24 protein-coding genes are annotated in these 20485 nt (G+C 62.5%); 15 read left to right on the top strand and 9 right to left on the bottom strand.

The genetic code is table 11. The annotated features are described in order from the left end of the window. Position 1 precedes the first annotated feature (1 nt). Positions 2-736 (top strand): SDR family oxidoreductase, encoded by a 735-nt coding sequence (locus tag HJB91_RS05130; protein WP_210629516.1) that lies wholly within the window; start codon positions 2-4, stop codon positions 734-736. A gap of 31 nt (positions 737-767) precedes the next feature. Here HJB91_RS05130 and HJB91_RS05125 read toward each other — a convergent pair whose 3' ends face one another. Further along, positions 768-1331 (bottom strand): methylated-DNA--[protein]-cysteine S-methyltransferase, encoded by a 564-nt coding sequence (locus HJB91_RS05125; protein ID WP_210629517.1) that lies wholly within the window; start codon positions 1329-1331, stop codon positions 768-770. A gap of 291 nt (positions 1332-1622) precedes the next feature. On the opposite strand from HJB91_RS05125, the gene HJB91_RS05120 reads away from it, so the two are divergent. From HJB91_RS05120 to ybaK, 3 genes are all read left to right on the top strand, one after another. Continuing rightward, positions 1623-2684 carry a succinylglutamate desuccinylase/aspartoacylase family protein gene (locus tag HJB91_RS05120; protein ID WP_221153581.1) on the top strand — a complete coding sequence of 354 codons (1062 nt, stop codon included), beginning with the start codon at positions 1623-1625 and terminating at the stop codon, positions 2682-2684. A 90-nt stretch (positions 2685-2774) separates the two neighbouring features. Further along, the gene (locus HJB91_RS05115) at positions 2775-3125 is read left to right on the top strand and encodes an ArsC family reductase (RefSeq protein ID WP_210629519.1); all 351 of its coding nucleotides are present in this window, start codon (positions 2775-2777) and stop codon (positions 3123-3125) included. Between the two features lie 3 nt (positions 3126-3128). After that, complete coding sequence (gene ybaK, locus HJB91_RS05110; protein WP_221145727.1) at positions 3129-3602, top strand: Cys-tRNA(Pro) deacylase; 474 nt, start codon at positions 3129-3131, stop codon at positions 3600-3602. Here ybaK and HJB91_RS05105 read toward each other — a convergent pair whose 3' ends face one another. Further along, the gene (locus HJB91_RS05105; RefSeq protein WP_210629521.1) at positions 3603-4046 is read right to left on the bottom strand and encodes a MarR family winged helix-turn-helix transcriptional regulator; all 444 of its coding nucleotides are present in this window, start codon (positions 4044-4046) and stop codon (positions 3603-3605) included. It lies immediately after the preceding gene. A 79-nt stretch (positions 4047-4125) separates the two neighbouring features. On the opposite strand from HJB91_RS05105, the gene HJB91_RS05100 reads away from it, so the two are divergent. Further along, entirely contained in the window at positions 4126-4809 is a 684-nt protein-coding gene (locus HJB91_RS05100) for a glutathione S-transferase family protein (RefSeq protein WP_210629522.1), read from the top strand. Positions 4810-5061: 252 nt separating this feature from the next. Beyond that, a complete protein-coding gene (locus tag HJB91_RS05095) occupies positions 5062-6315 on the top strand; it encodes an aminopeptidase (protein ID WP_210629523.1) in 1254 nt (417 codons plus the stop codon). Here the strand turns inward: HJB91_RS05095 and HJB91_RS05090 are convergent. Next, positions 6263-7174, bottom strand: a complete 912-nt coding sequence (locus HJB91_RS05090; protein WP_221153580.1) for an EamA family transporter — start codon at positions 7172-7174, stop codon at positions 6263-6265. The two genes, HJB91_RS05095 and HJB91_RS05090, sit on opposite strands and share 53 nt — an antisense overlap. 82 nt (positions 7175-7256) lie before the next feature. Here HJB91_RS05090 and HJB91_RS05085 point away from each other — a divergent pair, with 82 nt between their 5' ends. Continuing rightward, on the top strand, positions 7257-7754 hold the full coding sequence (locus tag HJB91_RS05085; RefSeq protein ID WP_221122707.1) for a MarR family winged helix-turn-helix transcriptional regulator: 498 nt from the start codon (positions 7257-7259) through the stop codon (positions 7752-7754). Positions 7755-7923: 169 nt separating this feature from the next. Here the strand turns inward: HJB91_RS05085 and HJB91_RS05080 are convergent, their stop codons facing one another. After that, a complete protein-coding gene (locus HJB91_RS05080) occupies positions 7924-8514 on the bottom strand; it encodes an NAD(P)H-dependent oxidoreductase (protein ID WP_210629526.1) in 591 nt (196 codons plus the stop codon). Positions 8515-8516: 2 nt separating this feature from the next. Then, a complete protein-coding gene (gene xseA, locus HJB91_RS05075) occupies positions 8517-10097 on the bottom strand; it encodes an exodeoxyribonuclease VII large subunit (protein WP_210629527.1) in 1581 nt (526 codons plus the stop codon). 338 nt (positions 10098-10435) lie between these two features. On the opposite strand from xseA, the gene HJB91_RS05070 reads away from it, so the two are divergent. Then, entirely contained in the window at positions 10436-10678 is a 243-nt protein-coding gene (locus HJB91_RS05070) for a hypothetical protein (protein WP_020920162.1), read from the top strand. Between the two features lie 28 nt (positions 10679-10706). On the opposite strand, the gene HJB91_RS05065 is transcribed toward HJB91_RS05070, so the two are convergent. Next, positions 10707-12554, bottom strand: a complete 1848-nt coding sequence (locus HJB91_RS05065) for a hypothetical protein (RefSeq protein ID WP_221153579.1) — start codon at positions 12552-12554, stop codon at positions 10707-10709. Positions 12555-12716: 162 nt separating this feature from the next. Here HJB91_RS05065 and HJB91_RS05060 point away from each other — a divergent pair, with 162 nt between their 5' ends. Both HJB91_RS05060 and HJB91_RS05055 read left to right on the top strand, forming a co-directional pair. Beyond that, positions 12717-13724 (top strand): glycosyltransferase, encoded by a 1008-nt coding sequence (locus HJB91_RS05060; protein WP_221145718.1) that lies wholly within the window; start codon positions 12717-12719, stop codon positions 13722-13724. Next, on the top strand, positions 13721-14098 hold the full coding sequence (locus tag HJB91_RS05055) for a GtrA family protein (protein WP_210629530.1): 378 nt from the start codon (positions 13721-13723) through the stop codon (positions 14096-14098). The genes HJB91_RS05060 and HJB91_RS05055 overlap by 4 nt, the downstream gene beginning before the upstream one ends. Before the next feature lie 9 nt (positions 14099-14107). On the opposite strand, the gene HJB91_RS05050 is transcribed toward HJB91_RS05055, so the two are convergent. After that, complete coding sequence (locus tag HJB91_RS05050) at positions 14108-15094, bottom strand: Gfo/Idh/MocA family protein (RefSeq protein WP_210629531.1); 987 nt, start codon at positions 15092-15094, stop codon at positions 14108-14110. A 187-nt stretch (positions 15095-15281) separates the two neighbouring features. On the opposite strand from HJB91_RS05050, the gene HJB91_RS05045 reads away from it, so the two are divergent. Together HJB91_RS05045 and HJB91_RS05040 are read left to right on the top strand one after the other, a co-directional pair. After that, on the top strand, positions 15282-16229 hold the full coding sequence (locus tag HJB91_RS05045; RefSeq protein WP_221145716.1) for an aldo/keto reductase: 948 nt from the start codon (positions 15282-15284) through the stop codon (positions 16227-16229). Between the two features lie 11 nt (positions 16230-16240). Continuing rightward, a complete protein-coding gene (locus HJB91_RS05040) occupies positions 16241-16684 on the top strand; it encodes a GNAT family N-acetyltransferase (RefSeq protein WP_221145714.1) in 444 nt (147 codons plus the stop codon). On the opposite strand, the gene HJB91_RS05035 is transcribed toward HJB91_RS05040, so the two are convergent. After that, positions 16674-17291 (bottom strand): hypothetical protein, encoded by a 618-nt coding sequence (locus tag HJB91_RS05035; RefSeq protein ID WP_221145999.1) that lies wholly within the window; start codon positions 17289-17291, stop codon positions 16674-16676. The two genes, HJB91_RS05040 and HJB91_RS05035, sit on opposite strands and share 11 nt — an antisense overlap. A gap of 148 nt (positions 17292-17439) precedes the next feature. Here HJB91_RS05035 and HJB91_RS05030 point away from each other — a divergent pair, with 148 nt between their 5' ends. Further along, a complete protein-coding gene (locus tag HJB91_RS05030; RefSeq protein ID WP_210629533.1) occupies positions 17440-17937 on the top strand; it encodes a ferritin-like domain-containing protein in 498 nt (165 codons plus the stop codon). A gap of 27 nt (positions 17938-17964) precedes the next feature. Here the strand turns inward: HJB91_RS05030 and HJB91_RS05025 are convergent, their stop codons facing one another. Next, positions 17965-18873, bottom strand: a complete 909-nt coding sequence (locus HJB91_RS05025; protein WP_221153578.1) for a LysR family transcriptional regulator — start codon at positions 18871-18873, stop codon at positions 17965-17967. Between the two features lie 129 nt (positions 18874-19002). On the opposite strand from HJB91_RS05025, the gene HJB91_RS05020 reads away from it, so the two are divergent. Together HJB91_RS05020 and HJB91_RS05015 are read left to right on the top strand one after the other, a co-directional pair. Then, positions 19003-19998: an aldo/keto reductase gene (locus HJB91_RS05020; protein WP_221153577.1), complete on the top strand. Its 996-nt coding sequence runs from the start codon at positions 19003-19005 to the stop codon at positions 19996-19998. A 91-nt stretch (positions 19999-20089) separates the two neighbouring features. Then, the gene (locus tag HJB91_RS05015) at positions 20090-20449 is read left to right on the top strand and encodes a nuclear transport factor 2 family protein (protein ID WP_210629536.1); all 360 of its coding nucleotides are present in this window, start codon (positions 20090-20092) and stop codon (positions 20447-20449) included. The last annotated feature ends 36 nt before the right edge of the window (positions 20450-20485 follow it).

Here is a 20485-nt window from a genome sequence, read left to right as displayed (position 1 = left end):
AATGTCTGATATCGAAGGAAAAGTCATTGCCATCACCGGAGCCAGCAGCGGCATTGGAGAGGCCACGGCAAAAGTGCTGGCCGCCGCCGGCGCGCGAGTCGTGATCGGCGCGCGCCGCAGCGACCGCCTGGAGGCGCTCGCCGGCGAAATCGAAGCCGGGGGTGGAACGGTGCGTCTGCGCAAGCTCGACGTCACCGACCGTGTCCAGGTGGAAGCCTTTGCAGGCTTCGCCAAGGCCGAATTCGGCCGGCTCGATGTCATCATCAACAATGCCGGCGTCATGCCGCTGTCGCCGCTCGACGCGCTCAAGGTCGACGAGTGGGACCGGATGGTCGACGTCAACATCAAGGGTGTCCTCTACGGCATAGCGGCAGCGCTTCCGATCATGAAGGCACAGGGATCGGGGCAGATCATCAACCTGTCTTCGATCGGCGGCCACAGCGTCTCGCCGACCGCGGCCGTCTATTGCGCAACGAAATTTGCCGTGCGGGCGATTTCGGACGGGCTACGGCAGGAGACCGACCGTATCCGCGTGACCGTCATCTCGCCCGGCACGACGACATCCGAGCTTGCCGACACGATCACCGACACGACGGCGCGGGACGCCATGAAGGCTTTCAGGGCGATCACCATCAGCCCGAAAGCCGTCGCCAATGCGATCCTCTATGCCATCAGCCAGCCTGACGACGTCGATGTCAGCGAAATCATCATCCGCCCGACGGCCAGCCCGCATTGAGCAGCCACGTCCCGTGGAATTGTCCGGCCGCTCAAAAGCCCAGCGACTGCTGGGCAGGCGGCGGCGGGCCGAGGCTGACGCCTTCGAGCTCCAGCATGCGGGCCTTCGATGACGAGCCGCCGGGCGCCGAGAAGCCGCCGATCTTGCCGCCGGCGGCAAGCACCCGGTGGCAGGGGATAATCAGGGCGACCGGGTTCTTGGCCATCGCCTGGCCGACGTCGCGAGCCGCTTCCGGCCCGGCGCCGAGTTCCCTGGCCAGCGCGCCGTAAGTGGTCGTGCTGCCCCAGCCAACACGCCTTGCCGCCGCATAGATATCCCGGAAGAAGTCATTCTGGTCGGCAAGATCGAGTTCGACGCCCGAGAAATCGGTTTCCTCGCCTTGGAAATAGCGCCTCACGGCCGCTACCGTCTCCACCACCTCAGGCGTCGGGGCGCCGGGTTGGGCATCCGGCAGGCGGCGCAGCAGCAGCCGTTCCGTCGCCTCCGCGGTTTTCGTCGGTAATTGGAAACGGGCGATGCCGGCGTCGCTCCAGGCGATGCCGCAGAAGCCGCCAGCGGTTTCGAAGATGAGATAGTGATGCATCGTCTCGGCCATGACACAGCCTCCGCATTTACGATCTCCCAAAGGATCCTATGGCGAGACCCCGGTTTCAACCCGTTTCTTGCGAAAATCGTTCTTTTTTTGTTCCTATCGGCTTGGAAGCCGATGAAGCAGGCGCCTTTTGATGTTCGTCCGTGATCTCGACGGCAAGGCAAGATCAACATAGCGGCAACCTGCTTTTCTTCGGGATTGCCCCCGGTTGAGACAAGGGTGCCGGTGAGGCTTGCGCTCGCCGGATTTCCGCGCATAAAGCTGGTCGGCTGGTGAACGCGGAGCAAGGACAGCATGGAAGGTTCGGAGATCATCATCCCAGGCGATACGCCGGGAACGGAGTGGCGGCTGCCGGTGCTGCGTTTTGCGGGCCGTAATCCGAAGGCTCCGAAGGCCTATATCCAGTCGGCGCTTCACGCCGGTGAGCTGCCGGGAACGGCGCTCCTGCATTTCCTTTGCGAGCGCCTGCGGCGGGCGGAAAGCGAAGGCGCGGTCGCCGGCGACATCACCATCGTGCCGCAGGCCAACCCGATCGGCGCGGCGCAATCGCATTTCGGCGACTTGCAGGGCCGCTTCGATCTCGGCTCGCGTACCAATTTCAATCGGGATTTTCCGCTGATCAGCGTCGCCGATCGGCCGATGCTGACGGAAGACCTGAATGATTATCCGGCTACGGACCAGCTGAAGCGGCGACTTCTGGATATGGCGCTCGGCGCCGATCTCGTCCTCGATCTGCACTGCGACGATGAATCGCTGCAATATGCCTATATCGATGAGGCCTTCTGGCCGGAGGCGGCCGATCTTGCCGCCGCGCTCGACATGGAGGCGGTGCTGCTTTCGGATGGCGAAAGCTCGGCCTTCGAGGAGGCCGTCGGTTTTGCATGGAAATATGCGGTTCCCGGTGAACGACAATCCCGGCTGCCGGGCAAGCTTTCGGTCACGGTCGAGCTGCGCGGCAAGCGCGACGTCGATCCGCTGCTGGCGAAGCGGGATGCGGACGGGCTCTGGCGTTTTCTCGCGGCACGGGGGATCGTGAGCGACGACAGAATGGCGCCGGCCATGTTTGCCGGTCCCGCCGTGCCGCTCGACAATGTCGAGATCATTCGCGCTCCCGAAGGCGGCGCCGTGCTCTTCCATCGCACGATCGGCGACAGGGTTGCAGAGGGCGAGCTTCTGGCGACGATCGTCACCCGGCCCGGTCGGCCTGACGGCAGCATCGATCTGCATGCACCGCAGGATGGGCTGGTCCTGACCCGAACCTCGGATCGGCTGGTGCGCCGGCGCGGCGACCTGATGAAGATCGTCTGCGCCAGGCCGAGCAAGGCCGCACGCAAGGCCGGCACGCTGGAGAGTTGAACAAACGGTGCCCGGGATAAATGCCGGGCGGCATTTGCGCCGTCTCTCGCGCATGTTATCCCGCTGCCATCACAGGGAGAACGATCGGGCATGGCCGTCACCATCTATGGGATCAAGAATTGCGACACGATGAAGAAAGCCCGCAGCTGGCTGGAAGAACACGGCGTCGCCTATGAGTTTCACGATTACAAGGCGTTCAGCATCGACCGCCCCCATCTCGAAGCCTGGATCGACCAGGCCGGCCTTGATGCGGTGCTCAACCGCGCCGGCACCACCTTTCGCAAACTGCCCGATGCCGAGCGCGAGAATCTGAGCCGGGAAAAGGCGATCGCGCTGATGCTCGACCAGCCGTCGATGATCAAGCGGCCGGTGCTGGAGACCGAAGGCAAGCTGGTGATCGGCTTCAAGCCGGAGAATTACGCGGATATATTCGGGCGCTGAGCAATGTCCAAGACCACGCGCGCGACACAGGTTCTTTCCCAGGCAGGCGTCGCCTTCACCATCCACATCTATGTTTATGACCCGGGCGCGGAGCGCGTCGGGCTGCAGGCGGCGGAAGCCCTTGCTGAGGCGCCGCAGCGGGTGCTGAAGACGCTAATGGCCGAGGTGGACGGCAAGCCGGTCTGCGTCGTGGTGCCTTCGGATCGCGAGGTCAGCATGAAGAAGCTCGCCAGCGCCTTTCGCGGCAAGTCGGCCAATATGATGAAGCCGGCCGATGCCGAGCGGCTGACCGGCTACCATGTCGGCGGCATCAGTCCCTTCGGCCAGAGGAAGGCCGTGCCGACGGCGATCGAGGAAACCGCTCTCGCCGAACCGCTGGTCTATATCAATGGCGGACAGCGCGGGCTGCAGGTGCGGCTTGATCCGAAAGATGCGCTGAGAGCGTTGAAAGCGGTCGGTGCATCATTGATCGCCTGATTAGAGGAAACGCGCGAGTAGACCGGAAATCGCCTTCGCCTCGTCTTCGGCAAGCTTGCTGCCGACATGGGCCTCGATCGCTGCCGCATAGACAGCCCACATCCGTGTGCGAAGCGTTCGGCCGGCATCGGTAATCACAACCCAGCGCCCACGGCCGTCCTCGGCGAAGACCTCGCGCCGGACCAGGCCCTCTCTTTCCAGCCGGTCGATCAGCCGGGAAAGATTATACTGCGCCAGCAAGGTTCGCTCCTCGATCTCGTAGGGCCGCAGCTTGCCGTCTTTCGAGCGCGCCAATTCCCACAGCACGTCATACCAGGCAAGCGGCGGCATGCCGGCCGTTTTCAGATCGGCTTCGATCGCGGCGAGCAGCCGTTCGCCGGCGCGCATGATGCTGATCCAGGCGGAGGTGGCGGCTTCGCTCAGCTTCGTTGTCTTTTCCATCATAGATGCAAATACATTTATCTTGCATAAGGCCGCAAGCGCTATTATATGCAAATGCATCTATTAAAACGAGGAGACGTTCATGAGCAGGCTTACCCTCATCAGCCACCATCTCTGCCCCTATGTGCAACGCGCCGCCATCGTACTTCGCGAAAAGGGTGTTCCCTTCGAGCGCATCAACATCGACCTTGCCAACAAGCCGGACTGGTTCCTGCAGATCTCGCCGCTCGGCAAGGTGCCGCTGCTGAGGATCGAGGACGAAGAAGGCGGCGAGGCCGTCCTCTTCGAAAGCAGCGTCATCTGCGAATATCTGGAGGAGACGCAGCCGGGGCCCGCCCTGCATCCTGCCGATCCGCTTGCCCGCGCCCGCCATCGCGGCTGGATGGAATTCGGCTCATCCGTGCTTTCCGATCTCTGGGGCTATGAAACCGCCACGGACGCGGAACAGCTGGAGGCCAAGCGCAAGATGCTGATCGCCAAGTTCACGACGCTCGAAGGAGCACTCGCGGACGGACCTTATTTTTCCGGCAGCAGCTTCAGCCTCGTCGATGCCGTTTTCGCGCCGATCTTTCGGTATTTCGATGTTTTCGACAGGCTGGGAGATAGCGGCATCTTCGCGGGGCTTGAACGGGTGACGCGCTGGCGGAGCGCGCTCGGCGAACGGCGAAGCGTGAAAGACGCCGTCGGCGAAGATTATCCGCAGCGGCTGATGGAATTCCTCGACAAGCACAAGTCGATCCTGCTCGGCCTGCCTGCCGCGGCTTGACGCTTGCGCTGAAACCGGTCGGGCATCGCGCCGGCCGGTTTCGAATCGGCAGCGGCGCGCTTCATTTTCGCCGCAAACGGGTCTAAGTCTTTCAGCCTCTTGGAGCGGTTCAGCTTTCACGGAAGCGCAGAACCGCTCTACTCTTTTGTTTACGCAATTCCCGGCAAAAGCGCTTTGCGCTTTGCCTGAGAAAACCGCATCGCACTTTTCCTGGAATTGCTCTAGCGTCGATGACAGAAGGCAGGTTGAATCATGACTTTCATGCCCCAGAGCCAGAACACCGTTGATCCCGTCAAGCTCGAGAAGCTCGCGGAAGTCGCCGTCAAGGTCGGTTTGCAGCTGCAGAAGGGCCAGGACCTGGTGATCACCGCGCCTGTCGTGGCGCTGCCGCTTGTCCGCCTCATCACCAAACACGCTTATCAGGCCGGCGCCGGGCTGGTGAGCGCCTTCTACTCCGACGAGGAAACGACGCTGGCGCGCTTCCAATATGGCAGTGACGAGAGCTTCGACCGCGCCTCCGACTGGCTCTACGAGGGCATGGCCAAGGCCTATGCCAACGGGGCGGCCCGCCTGGCCGTCGCCGGCGACAACCCGATGCTGCTTTCCGAACAGGATGCCGGCAAGGTCGGCCGCGCCAATCGCGCCACCTCCACCGCCTATAAGCCGGCGCTGGAAAAGATCTCGAATTTCGACATCAACTGGAACATCGTCTCCTATCCCAACCCCTCCTGGGCCAAGGTGGTCTTCCCCGACGACCCGGAGCCGATCGCGATCGCCAAGCTCGCCAAGGCGATCTTTGCTGCCTCGCGTGTCGATGTCAGCGACCCCGTCGCCGCCTGGGCGGAGCACAATGCCAATCTCGCCAAGCGCTCAGCCTGGCTGAACGGCGAGCGTTTTGCTTCGCTGCATTTCCGGGGGCCGGGCACCGATCTGACGGTCGGCCTCGCCGACGGACATGAATGGCACGGCGGCGCCTCCACCGCGAAGAACGGCATTACCTGCAATCCGAATATTCCGACCGAAGAGGTGTTCACCACGCCGCATGCATTGCGGGTCGAAGGTCATGTCTCGAGCACCAAACCGCTGTCGCATCAGGGCACGCTGATCGACAATATCCAGGTGCGCTTCGAAGGCGGGCGGATCGTCGAAGCCAAGGCGTCACGCGGCGAAGAGGTCTTGAACAAGGTGCTCGATACCGATGAGGGCGCGCGCCGGCTCGGCGAAGTGGCGCTCGTGCCGCATTCCTCGCCAATCTCGGCGAGCGGCATCCTGTTCTACAACACGCTGTTCGACGAAAACGCCTCGTGCCACATCGCGCTCGGCCAGTGCTACTCCAAGTGCTTCCTCAACGGCGCGACCCTCAGCCAGGAGCAGATCAAGGCGCAGGGCGGCAATTCCAGCCTGATCCACATCGACTGGATGATCGGCTCCAACAAGGTCGATATCGACGGCATCACACCGGACGGCTCGCGGGTCCCGGTGATGCGGCAGGGCGAATGGGCCTGAGCGGCATCACCTTGCGCTGACTGAGCCAGACGCCGGCAAGCACCAGGGCGAAACCGGCGATCTGCACCGGCGTCAGGCTCTGGCCGAGCGCCAGCCAGCCGAGCAGGGTCGCGACCACAGGGCTCAGAAAGCCGAGCGAGGAAATCGCCGAGGGCTCGACGCGCGACAGGCCGCGGAACCAGAGCAGATAGGTGAAAGCCGCACCCACCAGACCGAGATAGGCAATGCCGGCAATGTTTGCGATGTTCGGCGACGGCAGCGCCGGTTCCAGGAAGAGCGCAAAGGGTACCAAGAGAATACCGCCTGCCGACAGTTGCCAGGCGGTGAAGGTGAGGTTCGACACCGGCGGCGCCCAGCGCCGTGACAGCACGGTGCCGAACGCCATCGAAACCGCGCCGGCGATACCGGCGGCGACACCCACGGGATCGAGGCTCGCCTTCGGCGTCAGCACCAGCAGCGCGACCCCGGCCATGCCGGCAAGACCCGCCAGCACGGCAAGTGGCCGGACCGGCTTGCCGAGGAAAAGCCGCGACAGGGCGATGACGATCAGCGGCTGCACGGCACCGACGGTCGCGGCAACGCCGCCGGGCAGCCGGTAGGCGGAGACGAACAGCATCGCCCAGAAGAACGAGAAGTTCAGCGCCCCGAGAAGGAAGGCGCGGCCCCACCAGACGCCCGTCGGCAGCTTCCGAACAAACAGTAGCAGAAGCAGGCCCGCCGGCAGGGCGCGCAGCAGAGCGACCGTCAACGGATAGCCCTGGGGCAGGAAGGATGTGGTGACGAAATAGGTGCTGCCCCAGATAGCGGGGGCGACAGCGGTCGTCAGCACATCCGCCAAGTATCGAGAATTTGTCTTCATCTCAAGAATCTCTACATCAAGATAAATTCGAACATAACGCAATTTATCTTGACGTCAAGATATGCAGTGGTATCCATCCCACATGGGTGAAGCGAAGCAAGATCACGTCGACCGGATTCTGGCGCAATGGCGGCGCGAGCGGCCGGATCTCGACGTCGAGCCGATGGGCATCCTCGGGCGCCTGAAACGCCTCGGCACCCATCTCGGCCGCGAAGTCGAAGCCATGCTCATGAAGCACGGGCTTTCCACCTCGGCCTTCGACGTGCTGGCCACACTTCGCCGCTCCGGCGCACCTCATCGGCTTTCGCCGGGCGAGCTCCTGGAAATGACCATGGTCAGCTCCGGCACGATGACGAACCGGATCGACCAGCTGGAGAAGGCGGGCCTGGTCGAGCGCATCGTCAATCCGCAGGATCGGCGCAGCGTGCTGATCGCGCTGACCGAAAAGGGGCTTGCGACCGTCGAAGAGGCGGTCGGCGCGCATGTCGCCAACCAGCAGCGGCTGACGCGCAACCTGACGGCCGAGGACAAGGCCGAGTTTGACCGACTGCTGAAGAAATTCCTCGCGGATTTCGAATAATAAGAGCCTTTCCAGGTCAGATTGAAGCATTCTGTTGGCTCAAACGGAGTCGGATGGTCGACCGGCCGGCGCGCGTCGTAGCCAAGCTCTACGGCCAAGCCGGCCGGTCGATCAGCCGGCCCGTTTCAGCCCTCCGGCAGAATGCTTCAATCTGATCAGGAAAGGCTCTTTAGATGGCGGCGAGCGCCTTGCTGACACGCTCCAGATGCGCCCTGCGCCTGGATTCCGTGGCGCGGTCCATATCGTGGAGGCTCAGCATGCGGAAGATAAGCTTCCTCGAACAGAAGTTGGCGATACCGCGCTTCAGCAGGCGGCGAACGGGATCGCCCATATAGAGATGCACCAGCCACCAGGGCGAGCCCGTCGTCGTCAGCGCATAGAGCAGCCTGATATTGGTGAGCTCAGGCACGATCCGGCCGCCAGCGGCGTCATGCGTGAAGGCCACACCTGGCGCGAAGACGCGATCGAAGAAGCCTTTCAGGATGGCTGGGAAATTGAACCACCACTGCGGAAAGACGAGGACGAGACCATCGGCCGCCTTCAGCCGGGCAACGATATCGGCCACATCAGAGGTGTCGTAGGGCATATCGAAGTAAGCACGGCGCTCGGCCTCGGAGAGTCGTGGATCGAAATCCTCGGCATAGAGATCGAGCAGATCGACGGCATGACCGGAAGCTTCCAGCGCTTGGCGAGCCGTGTGCGCCACCGCGGCAGCAAAACTGTCCGACAAGGGATGGGCGAGCACCAGCAGGATCCGCATCGTTAGAACAGGCTTCCCTGCTTCGTCGGTTCCGCCGGTTTTGTGCTGCGCTTCTTGGCGCCGCCAGGCGAGATGCTGCCTTCCGTGGTCATTGCGCCGACACGGCCGTCGGCAAATTCGATGGCGATGCCCATGCCGGCGGAAAGTGCGGCCGCCTGCGAGACCGGCCTGTTGTCCTCGTCGCGAATGACGGCGTAGCCGCGCTTCAGCACGTTCTTGTAGGAGAGCGACTGCAGCACGCGGTCCTGCGCGGAGAGCTCGGCGCGGCCGCGCGTCAGCTGGTGGCGGATCGCCGTATCGGCATGGCGCGAAAGGTTGCCGAGCCGCTCGCGACTGCGGTCTGTCTCGGTCTTCAGCCGGGCCGGCAGCGAGGCGAGGATGGCCTCGGCGCGGTCAATGCGGGACTTCGAGCGATCGACCAGGCGCTCGACGGTGCGCTCGGCCCGCGCCATGCGCTCGCTCAGAAGCTGGCGTCGCTCGGCGATGCGATTGGAGAGCACATCCGGGCGGAGATGCGAGGCGATGCGCTCGAAGCCGCGACGCTTGTTGATGGTGTTGAGTTCCAGCCCGCGGCCGAGGCCGGCCGCCGTCTCGTCGAAGCGGCGGCGCGGCAAGGCGAGAAGCTGATCAAGCGAGGGCAATGCCCGCATCAGACTACGGACGGACTGGCGGCGCTGATCCATCTGCCGGTTCATGCAACCCTGCAGGCGGGCGGCAAGTGCGGCCGCCTGCGCTTCGAGCTCCGCCTTGACGGGCACAGCCATCTCCGCCGCCCCGGTCGGCGTCGGAGCGCGCACATCGGCGGCATAGTCGATCAGCGTCCAGTCGGTCTCATGGCCGACGGCCGAGATCAGCGGTATGCGGCTTTCGGCAGCAGCGCGCACGACGATCTCGTCATTGAAACTCCAGAGATCTTCCAGGCTGCCGCCGCCGCGCGCGACGATCAGCACATCCGGACGCGGAATGGCGCCGGCGGGGTCCAGCGCGTTGAAGCCGCGGATGGCGTTCGCCACCTCCTCGCCGGATCCCTCCCCCTGCACCTTCACCGGCCAGACGAGGACTTGCACGGGAAACCGGTCGGAGATGCGGTGAAGGATATCGCGGATGACGGCGCCGGTCGGCGAGGTGACGACGCCGATCACATGCGGCATGAAGGGCAGCCGCTTCTTCCGGGCCGCATCGAACAAGCCTTCGCCGCCGAGCCTGCGCTTGCGCTCCTCGATCAGCGCCATCAGCGCGCCGGCGCCTGCCGGCTCCAGTGTCTCGATGACGATCTGATATTTCGATGAGCCGGGAAAAGTGGTGACCTTGCCGGTGGCGATCACCTCCATGCCTTCCTCAGGACGGAACTTCAGCCGCGAGAAAGTGCCTTTCCAGATAACGGCGTCGATACGGGCGCGATCGTCCTTCAGTGCGAAATAAGCGTGGCCGGAGGAGTGCGGACCCCGATAGCCGGATATTTCGCCGCGCACGCGAACCTGATCGAAGGCGGTTTCGACGGTGCGCTTGATCGAGCCGGAAAGCTCCGAAACCGAATATTCGGCAAGGTTGGTCGGCGAATCGCTGTCGAAGAGGTTGCTCATCCCTCCTTTCTATTTCCATTGGCGGGAAACGGGAAGGTCGCGACAGCCGGAGAGACCGTTTTCCCGACTGCTGAAACCGGTGGCGAGGCAGAGTCGTCGCCGTTGCATCAAGATTCACGCTCCGGGCATTGCGTGCATGCGGTCGTTGCAGCGATAAGAATGACAAGAAAAACGGGAAAATTCGCTCCGTCGGGGAACGCATAGATAAAACGCGCGTTTTCTCTGAAAGGGATTGCTAACCACCGCAATACAAAGGATTTTCAGCCGAGAGAGCCGGTAAATCTTTGTTAGTTGACGCTTCCTATTCTTCCCCTCGTTCTCTCTGGGAAGGTGCTGAAATGATTATTCTCACAGCAGCAGCATTGGGCATCAGCGCCGGGTTAATGCGCTCGGCCGCCGGTATCGCATTGGTCGCCGCGCTGATCGGAATGAGCTTCACGCTGGCGGCGATAACCTCGCCGGGGCCGGTGTCACTTCTGGCGCTTGTTTATGCCATTCTCGGCTATAATGGCGGCCTTATCCTCTTCGTGCTCGGGCTTTATGCCAGCGACCGTCTGCGGGCCGTCCGCACGTCTCACTGACGTCAGCGCAACATAAAGGCTGTCGGCGTCAATTCGCCGTCGGCCGGTAGCGGAAGAACTGGACGCCCGTACCCGGCACCTGCGCCAGCCGCTCCAGATAGGGCGGAATATTCCCCTTGCCGAGTTCGGCATAGAGCCCATCTGGCTTCAATTTGGCGAGTTCGCGCGTCTGCAGGTCCTTCTGGCAGAAAGCAAGCGCCGTCACACCGGCTTCCTTCAGGAAGGCTTCCGCCTCCTGCGGTGTTGCCAGGCCGATATGCATTTCCGTCAGCATGCCGCCCTGATCGCGATGATAGGGGGCAGAGAGAACCCGGTTCTGCGTGAAGCGGAGGATCGGCACACCCATTTCCGATGGCGCGGAGACCAGGCCGGGCGGGAGTTCGGCAAGCGGTGCCAGCGCCTCTTTCGATGTGCAGGAAAGCGCTTTTGTCGGCTCCGCCGCCTTCTTCTGCGCATCGTTCTCCATCTGCAGCGAGACAAGCCCGCCACCGACGGCCCAGACCGCCGGAACGCTTGCAAGCACGCTCATCACATAGACGAAGGCAGCGGCGACATTCTCGCTGTCGCTGTTGGAGATGCGCCTGACATCAATGATCAGCAGGGCGAGCGGCAGGATCGAAAGCAGGTTCGAGAAGGAAGAGCCGCGCACCTGGACCAGCGCGATTGCCCAACTCGTGGCGATCAGGAAGAGCAGGATCAGGTGGATCTGCACGCGGTCGCGCTGAATGAGGCGAAAGATGCAGACGGCAATGGCGAAGAGGCCTGCCGCATAGAAGGCGCCGACCGCGGTGGGATCGGTGCGCGCCAGCGCCAGGAGCGATTGGGCTTCCGAAATATGCCGCAGCCAGAGCTCGACCAGCATCGGATCGAGATTGCCCAACGGATCGCTCAGGCATTGCGGCGCGATGACGATCGCCGCACCAAAAACGCCGACGCCGATAAAGGCGAGCGCGGTAAAGCGCAAGGGCCGACGCAAGCCGCTGGCAAAAACGGCCAAAAACAGCAGCAGGCCGCCACCAATCGCCGCCAGACTGTAATAGCCGAGCGAGAGATTGTCGCAGGTGACCATCGAATAGAGCCGGGGCGGTACCGTTGCGAAGAAAAGAATGTTGATCGTAATCGTCAGCGACAGCCCGAAGGCCCGGGCGGCGACGGCGAAATTCTCCCCTTCCCATGCCCAGAGCAGGGCGACCGTGAGGCAGACGCCGGCGACGAACGGGGTGGTCTCGGCCCCGATGGCGATGGCGACAGCCGCCGCAACGCCGGCGACTGAGTAGCTCCAACCGCGACGCTGGGGGTCCACGAGCATCGCCACCATCGTCGCGACCAGCGCCAGTTGCGCATTGTGATGATCGATGGCGCCCGGGGCGAAGCGGTTTCCGGTGTAGATCGCCGGAGCGGTGAGACCGAGGGCGATATGCATGCCCGCGACGCCGCCGATCCGGCGGCCGGCGACGCCCATGGCCAGCATGGCAGGAAAGATGAGCGATACGGGCCAGACGGCGAGCGCCAGCGCCTCGGCGGTTTCATGCGGCGCAAACAGGCCGAAGAACCAGATCAGCGAAGCGATCGGCAGATCGATCAGCCTCGACCAGTGCATCAGCGTACCGCCGGCAAGGCCGAGACGATATTGCGTCAGATCGAACCAGCCCTGGCCGGCAAGAAAATCGCGAACCTCGACGAGACGCATGCCGTCGTCGTTGTCGGGACCGACATAATCGGTGGAGCCGGAGAATTTGGTAACAAGGATAACGGCGGCGAGGATGACACTATAGGCAATGACAGCCGGCCACAGACGCGTCAGCAGCCCCCCGAGCCGGCTCCGGCGGGCGGCGGTCACGGCGGATGCATCAGCGATCGGCTGCACGGCGTTCATCGTGGTTAGCGCTTCGTTTCCAGATGCCCGAACCTTAGCGGGCACCGATCAAGAAAGTGTAAAGCCGTCTGAGACCGCAGCCGATTTTGCCTGCGTCATAGGGTCTTATTAACGCTGCGTGATTTAGGCTGGTGGCGGCTTTTCAGTGTAACGAGTAGAGTCATGGCCCGAACGCTTACCCATCACCCGGACATTGCCGTCCTGCTTCCCTGCTATAATGAAGCTGCGACGATCGGCGCTGTGGTGCGGGGCTTCCGGGCGACGCTGCCGGATGCCGCGATCCACGTCTACGACAATAATTCCACCGACGGCACCGCGCTGCAGGCGATGCTGGCCGGAGCGCATGTCGTGCGCGAACGGCGCCAGGGCAAGGGGCACGTCGTGCGCCGCATGTTCGCCGACATCGAGGCCGACATCTATATCATCGCCGACGGCGACGGAACCTATGCGCCTGGCGACGCCGAGGAGCTCGTGCGAACGCTTCTAACCGAGCGCGCCGACATGGTCGTGGGAACCCGGCGCGGCGTGCATGCCGATGCCGGCCGTCAGGGCCATGCGCTTGGCAACCGGCTTTTCAACCTGCTCTACCGAACGATCTTCGGCCCCGACTTCACCGATATCTTTTCCGGCTACCGCGCTTTCTCACGTCGCTTCGTCAAAAGCTTCCCGGCGGTATCCGGCGGCTTCGAGATCGAAACGGAGATGTCGGTGCATGCCTCCCGGCTGAAGCTTCCGGTCAGCGAGCTGGAACTCGACTATGGCCGGCGCCCGGAAGGCTCGCATTCCAAGCTTTCGACGTTCCGCGACGGCGGAAAAATCCTCTGGATGTTCGCGATGCTGATGAAGGAAACCCGGCCCTTCGCCTTCTTCAGCGCGATCAGCGCCGCCTTCATGCTGACGAGCCTCGGCTTCATGACGCCGGTGCTGGCGGAATATTTCGACACGGGCCTCGTCAGCCGCATGCCGACCTGGGTGCTGTCGATGGCGCTGATGATGATCTCCTTCATGCTTTTTACCGCCGGCGTCATCCTGGATTCCGTGGCCCGCGCCCGGGCCGAGCAGCTTCGTATCCATTATATGAGCCTGGAGACCCCGAGTGCGGTCAAGGCACCGCTCGCCGACGCCAAACCGGCATCGCGCGATCGTCCCGGCAAGGCGGATGCGGCATGAGAAAGCTCGTCCGCTTCGCGATCGGCGGCGGCATCGGCTTCCTTGTCGATGCCGGCATGCTGGCGGCGCTGCTCCATCTGACGCCACTCGGACCGTTTCTGGCCCGGCTCGTCGCCATCGCGACGGCAATGGCGACCACATGGGCTTTCAACCGCAGCTTCACCTTCGATCGTTCCGGCCGGTCGCTTGCCGCCGAGGGTTTCCGCTACGGCTCGGTCGGCGTGACGGCGGCACTGGTCAATTACGGGCTATACTCTGCGCTGCTGCTTTCGCTGCCGGCGCTGCAACCGCTGGCGGCCATGGTGATCGCCAGCGTCGCCTCGATGGTCTTCAGCTTCTTCGGCTATTCGCGCTTCGTCTTCCGCGCGGAATGAGCGGAATGATCAGACTGCCTCCCAGCCGTCCTTCTCGCTGGCGCGGTAGATGGCATCGATCACCTTCTGGTTCAGCTTCGAGTTTTCGAGCGTGACGATCTCTTCCTTGCCGTTCTTGACCGCGCGAGCGAAGGCCTCGACCTCGCGCCTGTATTGGCGGCTGTCCTGATAGCGGAAGATGCGCGATTCATTGTGGCTGCGATCGGCGAGTTCGATCTCTTCCGGTCCCCAGCGATTGGCGTTGAAGGGCGATTTGACCTCGATGTAACCTTCGGTGCCGTGGAAGACCATGACCTGACGGTTGGCCATCTGTGTCGAGACATAGAAGCTCAGCTCGAAATCGCCGAAATCGGCCTTGACGCTGGAGTAGATATCGGTGCCGAAATCCGGATCGCGCTCGGTGATCGCCTGGACTGAGAGCGGCTCCTTGCCGGTGGAAAAACGCGTGCTCATGACGGGATAGACGCCGATATCGGGAAGGCCGCCGCCGCCGAGTTCCGGAACGTTACGCATGTTGGCGGGGTCTCGGTTGAAATAGGTGAAGGCGCCCTGCACATGTCGCAGCGAACCGATCGCACCCTCGGCTATCAGTGAGCGCACCTTCTGCCAGACCGGGGAATAGGTGACCATATAGGCTTCGGTGACCACCACGCGGTTGCGGTCGCGGGCAGCGATTACCGCGTCGATATCGTCGGCCTTCAGGGCCAGGGGTTTTTCGCAGAGCACATGTTTGCCGGCATCGGCTGATTTGATCGACCATTCGATATGCTGCGACGTCGGCAGCGGGATATAGACCGCGTCGATGACGTCGGAAGCCAGCATTTCCTCATAGGAGCCGAAGGCATGCGGCACGGAGAAGCGATCGGCCATCTCCCTTGCGCGCGTGAGATCACGGCTGGCAACCGCCGTGACGACGCAATTTTCCGCGTCCTGGATGGCGGGAACGACATTGTCGCGACCGATCTTCGCCGTTGAAATGATACCGAAACGCAGCATGTGCGAGCCTCCCAAAACCAATGTCGGCGAACCATATTCAGGCCTCCGCCGCGACGCAATGGCGCGACATGAAATTGCGGAAGCCGGGTTTGCCTGGCGCCGGGATCGCGCTAGCTTGGCCAGACGGCGTTCTGCCGTATCCGCGATTCAATACAGCCTTTTATATTCACCCATTTTGGAGAGCGTCATGAACATGCGCCGGCTTGGAAAAACAGGTCCTTCGATCTCGCCGATCGTCTTCGGCGGCAATGTTTTCGGCTGGACGGCCGACGAGAAAACATCTTTCGCCATTCTCGACGCCTTCTTCGACGCGGGGCTGAACACGATCGACACGGCGGATGTCTATTCCACATGGGTTCCCGGCAACAAGGGTGGCGATTCCGAGGAGATCATCGGGCGCTGGCTAAAGCAATCGCGGATCTCCCGCGACAAGGCCGTCATCATTACCAAGGTCGGCTCGGACATGGGGCAGGGAAAGACCCTCAAGGAGGCATACATCCTGAAGGCGGTCGAGGGTTCGCTGCGCCGATTGCAGACGGACTATATCGATCTCTATCTCTCGCACTGGCCGGATGCCGATACGCCACACGAGGAAACGCTTGGCGCCTTCGCCAAGCTGAAGCAACAGGGCAAGATCGGCGCCATCGGCTGCTCGAACTATGATGCGGATCTGCTCCAGGCGTCGTTCGACGCAGCCGAGAAGGCTGGCCTGCCGCGATACGACGTGCTGCAGCCGGAATATAATCTTTACGAGCGCGCGAGCTTCGAGGGGCAATTGGCCGAACTGTGCATCCGTCAGAATATCGGCGTCATCACCTATTTCAGCCTCGCAGCCGGTTTCCTGACCGGCAAATACCGCAGCAAGGCCGATACGCAAGGCCGCGCCCGCGAAGGCCGGGTTTCGCAATATTTCGACGCCAAGGGCCTGCGCATCCTCGCCGCGCTTGATCAGGTCTCGGCCGAGACCGGCGCCAAACCCGCGGAAATCTCGCTCGCCTGGCTTTTGCGCAAGAAAGGCGTCACGGCGCCGATTGCCAGTGCGACCAGCCTGTCGCAGCTTGAAAGCCTGGTGAAATCAGCAACACTCTCCCTTTCCAACGACGCAATGGCGCTGCTCGACGAAGCCGGTGCCTGAACAGGAATGCCATGACCGTAATCATTCGCGATGCCCGCCCGGAAGACGAAGCCCGTTGGCGTGAACTCTGGGCAGCTTATCTGGCCTTTTACGAGGTGAGCGTTGACGCTGACATCACCGACCAGACGTGGCGGCGAATCTTCGATCCGGCCTCGGCGATCGGCATGCGCGTCGCCGAGGCCCACGGCAGGATCATGGGCTTCGCTCTTTTCCTGACGCATGAGGGCACCTGGATCCGCGGCAGGGACTGCTATCTCGAAGACCTCTTCGTCGATCCCGATGCGCGCGGCAAGGGTGTCGGCCGGGCGCTGCTGGACGATCTCGTCGCGCTCTGCAAGGCCGAGGGCTGGTCGCGGCTCTATTGGCATACGAGCGAAGGAAACAAGACTGCCCGTGCGCTCTACGACAGCTACGTCGAGAGTGACGGCCACATTCGCTACCGCATCAGTTTCTGAGGGCGGGAAATCCCTCATACCATTCCGAATGGTCGCCTTCCCAGTTCCCCATGCCCGGCTTGGTCAGGATGCCGCGCGGCCTGACGTAGCTCTGGATCACCCGCTTCGGCCGTTCGTGCCATTGGATATTGAAGGCCGAAAGCTTTGGGAAGAAGCAGAGCGAGGCGTAGGGCAGATGGTCGTGGATCCACCAGGCGAGCCGCTGCCAATCGCTTTCATCGCGATAGCGGTCGATCATCCAGGGCACGGCAATGCAGACGGCGGCGCCCATGCAGCCGTCGATATCCCTGATATCCCAGATGTGATGCGCAGCCGTTGCGGCATTGGTGGAACAGTTCAGATTGTTCGCGTTGCCGAAGCGGTTGACCTCAGGCGAGCGGTAGCCGGAGCGGATGTGAAGACGCCCGAACGTCGCTTCCAGCGGCTCCAGCAGTTCCTCGCAAAGTCTTTTGCCGGCTTCGATCGCCAGGTCGGGATCCTCGGGGATATTGGGAATCCGGTAGAAATCCGCGATTTCCGAATGCAGGAAATCGCGGAAGAAGAAGTTTTGCGACAGCCGCACGCGGCCGAGATCCTCCAGACCTTTCATCGAACCCGGCTTTCGCATGATCTTTTCGTCCTCCACTTCAGCGGCCGAATGATTGCCCGGCGCGGTTTTCCAGTCCACCCGAAATCGATCGGGAACAAATTGCGCGATCTTTGCTTCTTAGTGTGTCGCCGCATTCGCGGCCTTTCCCAAAACAAGGATCGAGAAAATGGCCAAGGAAAAGACGTTGGAAGACCTCTTCTACGACACGCTCAAGGACATCTATTTTGCCGAGCGGCAGATATTGCGCGCCCTGCCGAAGATGGCGCGCGCCGCCCAGTCCTCCGAACTGAAGGCCGGTTTCCAGAAGCATCTCGAGGAAACGGAAGCCCAGGTCGAGCGGCTGCAGCAGGTTTTTGAAAAGATCGGCAAGCGCGCCCAGGGCAAGACCTGCGAGGCGATCCAGGGCATTATCGCCGAGGGAGAAGAGATCATGGAAGAATTCAAGGGCACACCGGCGCTGGATGCGGGGCTGATCTCGGCTGCCCAGGCGGTCGAGCACTATGAAATCGCCCGTTACGGCACGCTGAAGACATGGGCCGCGACGCTCGGCCAGAAGGATGTCGTCGCCCTGCTCGACCAGACGCTGCAGGAGGAAACGGCCACCGACAAGATCCTTACCAAGCTCGCCACGACTGCGGCAAACCAGAAGGCAAAAGCCGCCTGACGAAACGAGGCAAACGAGCGGCGGCCCTCATCGGCCGCCCGCATCCCTCACCGCATACCTGAAGAAATCGATGAAGGCGCGCAGCGCCGGCCGCATTTGCCGTCGGCTCGGATAATAGACAAACCACCCGGGATAGGGCGCGCACCAATCCTCCAGCACCCGCACCAGCCTGCCGGCCGTCAGTTCGGTATGCACCCGCATGTCGAAGAGATAGGCAAGGCCGGCGCCGTTCAGCGCCGCGAGCAGGGCCAGCCGGTCCTCGCTGACAACAAGCGGCCCATCGACCGCGACGATCAGTTCCTGCCCATCCTTTTCGAATTCCCAACGATAGATGGAGCCGTTGGTGAAGCGTCGCTTGATGCAACGATGATGGACGAGATCGCGCGGGTGCTCCGGCTTCGGATAGCGCTCGAAATATTCCGGCGAGGCCGCGATCACCGTCGTCAGATTGGGTGAGATCCTGACTGCGATCATATCGGCCTCCAGGCTCTCCTCCAGCCGGATGCCCGCGTCGAAACCCTCCTTGACGATATCGGTGAAGCCGTCCTCATTGGCGATCTCCAGCGTGATATCGGGATAGGTGTTGAGAAAATCGCCAAGGCGCGGGGCGAGCAGGATATCGGAGGCAAAGCGCGGCGCAGTGATGCGCAGGTTTCCGGCCGGTTTGCCGCGCGTATCGTTGACCGCCTCCAACGCGACGCCGATCTCCTCGAGCGCCGGACGCAACCTTTCGAGAAGCAGCCGGCCCTCCTCTGTCGGCGCGACACTGCGGGTCGTACGTGCCAGAAGCCTGACGCCGAGACTGTCCTCCAGGCTCGAAATGGCGTGGCTGACCGCCGACGGCGCGACGAGCAGTTCCTTGGCCGCGGCCCGGAAGCTGCGATGCTCCGCGACGGCGGCGAGAACGGCGAGTTGAGAGAGTTGCCTTCTGTTCATTGATCGAAATTATAGAACAGGCTGTTAGAAACTGCATGCATTTTTTGATTGATACGGCGCCGATATAGTCTGCCCCTGCCGCAATGATCTCCCAAGCGGTTCGGCGCCAGCTCAGAAAAGGAGCGCATCATGAAAACCAGAAAACTCGGAAACGATCTGTCGGTCTCGGCCGTCGGCCTCGGCTGCATGGGCATGAGCTTTGCCTATGGCGCCAGCGACGAAGCGGAATCAGTGAGGACACTGCACCGCGCCGTCGATCTCGGCGTCACCTTCTTCGACACCGCCGAGGTCTATGGCCCCTTCACCAACGAGGTTCTTCTCGGAAGAGCGCTGAAGCCCTTCCGTGACCGCGTGGTGATCGCCACCAAATTCGGCTTCAGGATCGATACCAGCCAGGCCGGCGCTGCCGCCATCGCCGGCGTCGACAGCCGTCCCGAACATGTGCGTGCGGTCGCCGAAGCCTCACTCAAGCGTCTGGGCATTGAGACGATCGATCTGCTCTACCAGCACCGGGTCGACCCCAACGTGCCGATCGAGGAGACGGTCGGCGCCATGGCCGAGCTTGTGAAGGAAGGGAAAGTTCGCGCCCTCGGCCTCTCGGAAGCCGGCAGCGCCACGATCCGGCGCGCGCATGGGGTCCATCCGATCGCAGCGCTTCAGAGCGAATATTCGCTGTGGACGCGCGATCCCGAAGAGGATGTGCTTGCCACCTGCCGCGAACTCGGCATCGGCTTCGTGCCCTACAGCCCGCTCGGGCGCGGTTTCCTGACAGGAGCGATCCGCAAGGCCGACGACCTTGTCGCCGACGATTTCCGCCGGCAGGTGCCGCGTTTCCAGGCGGAGAATTTCGACGCCAATGCCGCGCTTGTCGCAACGCTCGAAAAGCTAGCCGCCGCCAAAGGCGTGACCGCGGCGCAGCTGGCACTGGCCTGGGTGCTGAACCAGGGCGACGACATCGTGCCGATCCCCGGCGCGCGCAAGCTTCACCACCTCGAACAAAATGTCGCCGCTGCCGATATCACGCTCAGCGCGGAGGAGCTTGATCAGCTCGGCGAAGCGATCCCAGCGGCACAGGTCGCCGGCAAGCGCTATTCGGATGCCTCGCTTGCCATGACGAACATTTGAAAACGGACAAGCCCGGCCGGTCGCATAGGTCGGGCTTGCCTTCGCGGCCGGCGAAACTATCTAACGTCATCTTGGAGAACGGGATGGAAACATGTCGGACAGGCAGGCAGTCGAACAGACGGTTCATCTCTATGTCGAAGGCATGGCCTTCGCCAATGCGGCAGCCTTGAAGAAGGCCTTTCACCCGAAAAGCTCGATCATCGGCTATTACCAGAATGCCGTCGAATGGCTGACGCGGGACGAATTCATCGCCGCGATCCTGGCGGAGGAGCCCGCCGCGCCCGGCACGCAGCCTTTCATGGACATCCAGAACGTCGATGTCGAGGGTGACGCGGCAAGCGTCAAGGTCACCGACGATTTCGCCGGAATGCGCTTTACCGACTATCTCTCGCTGCTGAAGATCGAAGGACGCTGGGTGATCGTCAGCAAGCTCTACCATCTTCATACGTGAAAAGACCGGCCGCTTACGCGACCGGTCTCTTCAGTT

The sequence above is a fragment of the Rhizobium sp. NLR10b genome (assembly GCF_019685435.1).
In the GTDB taxonomy this organism is placed as follows: domain Bacteria; phylum Pseudomonadota; class Alphaproteobacteria; order Rhizobiales; family Rhizobiaceae; genus Rhizobium.
Note: the sequence above shows the minus strand (reverse complement) of the source record. Positions and strands in the feature narration are given on the sequence as shown.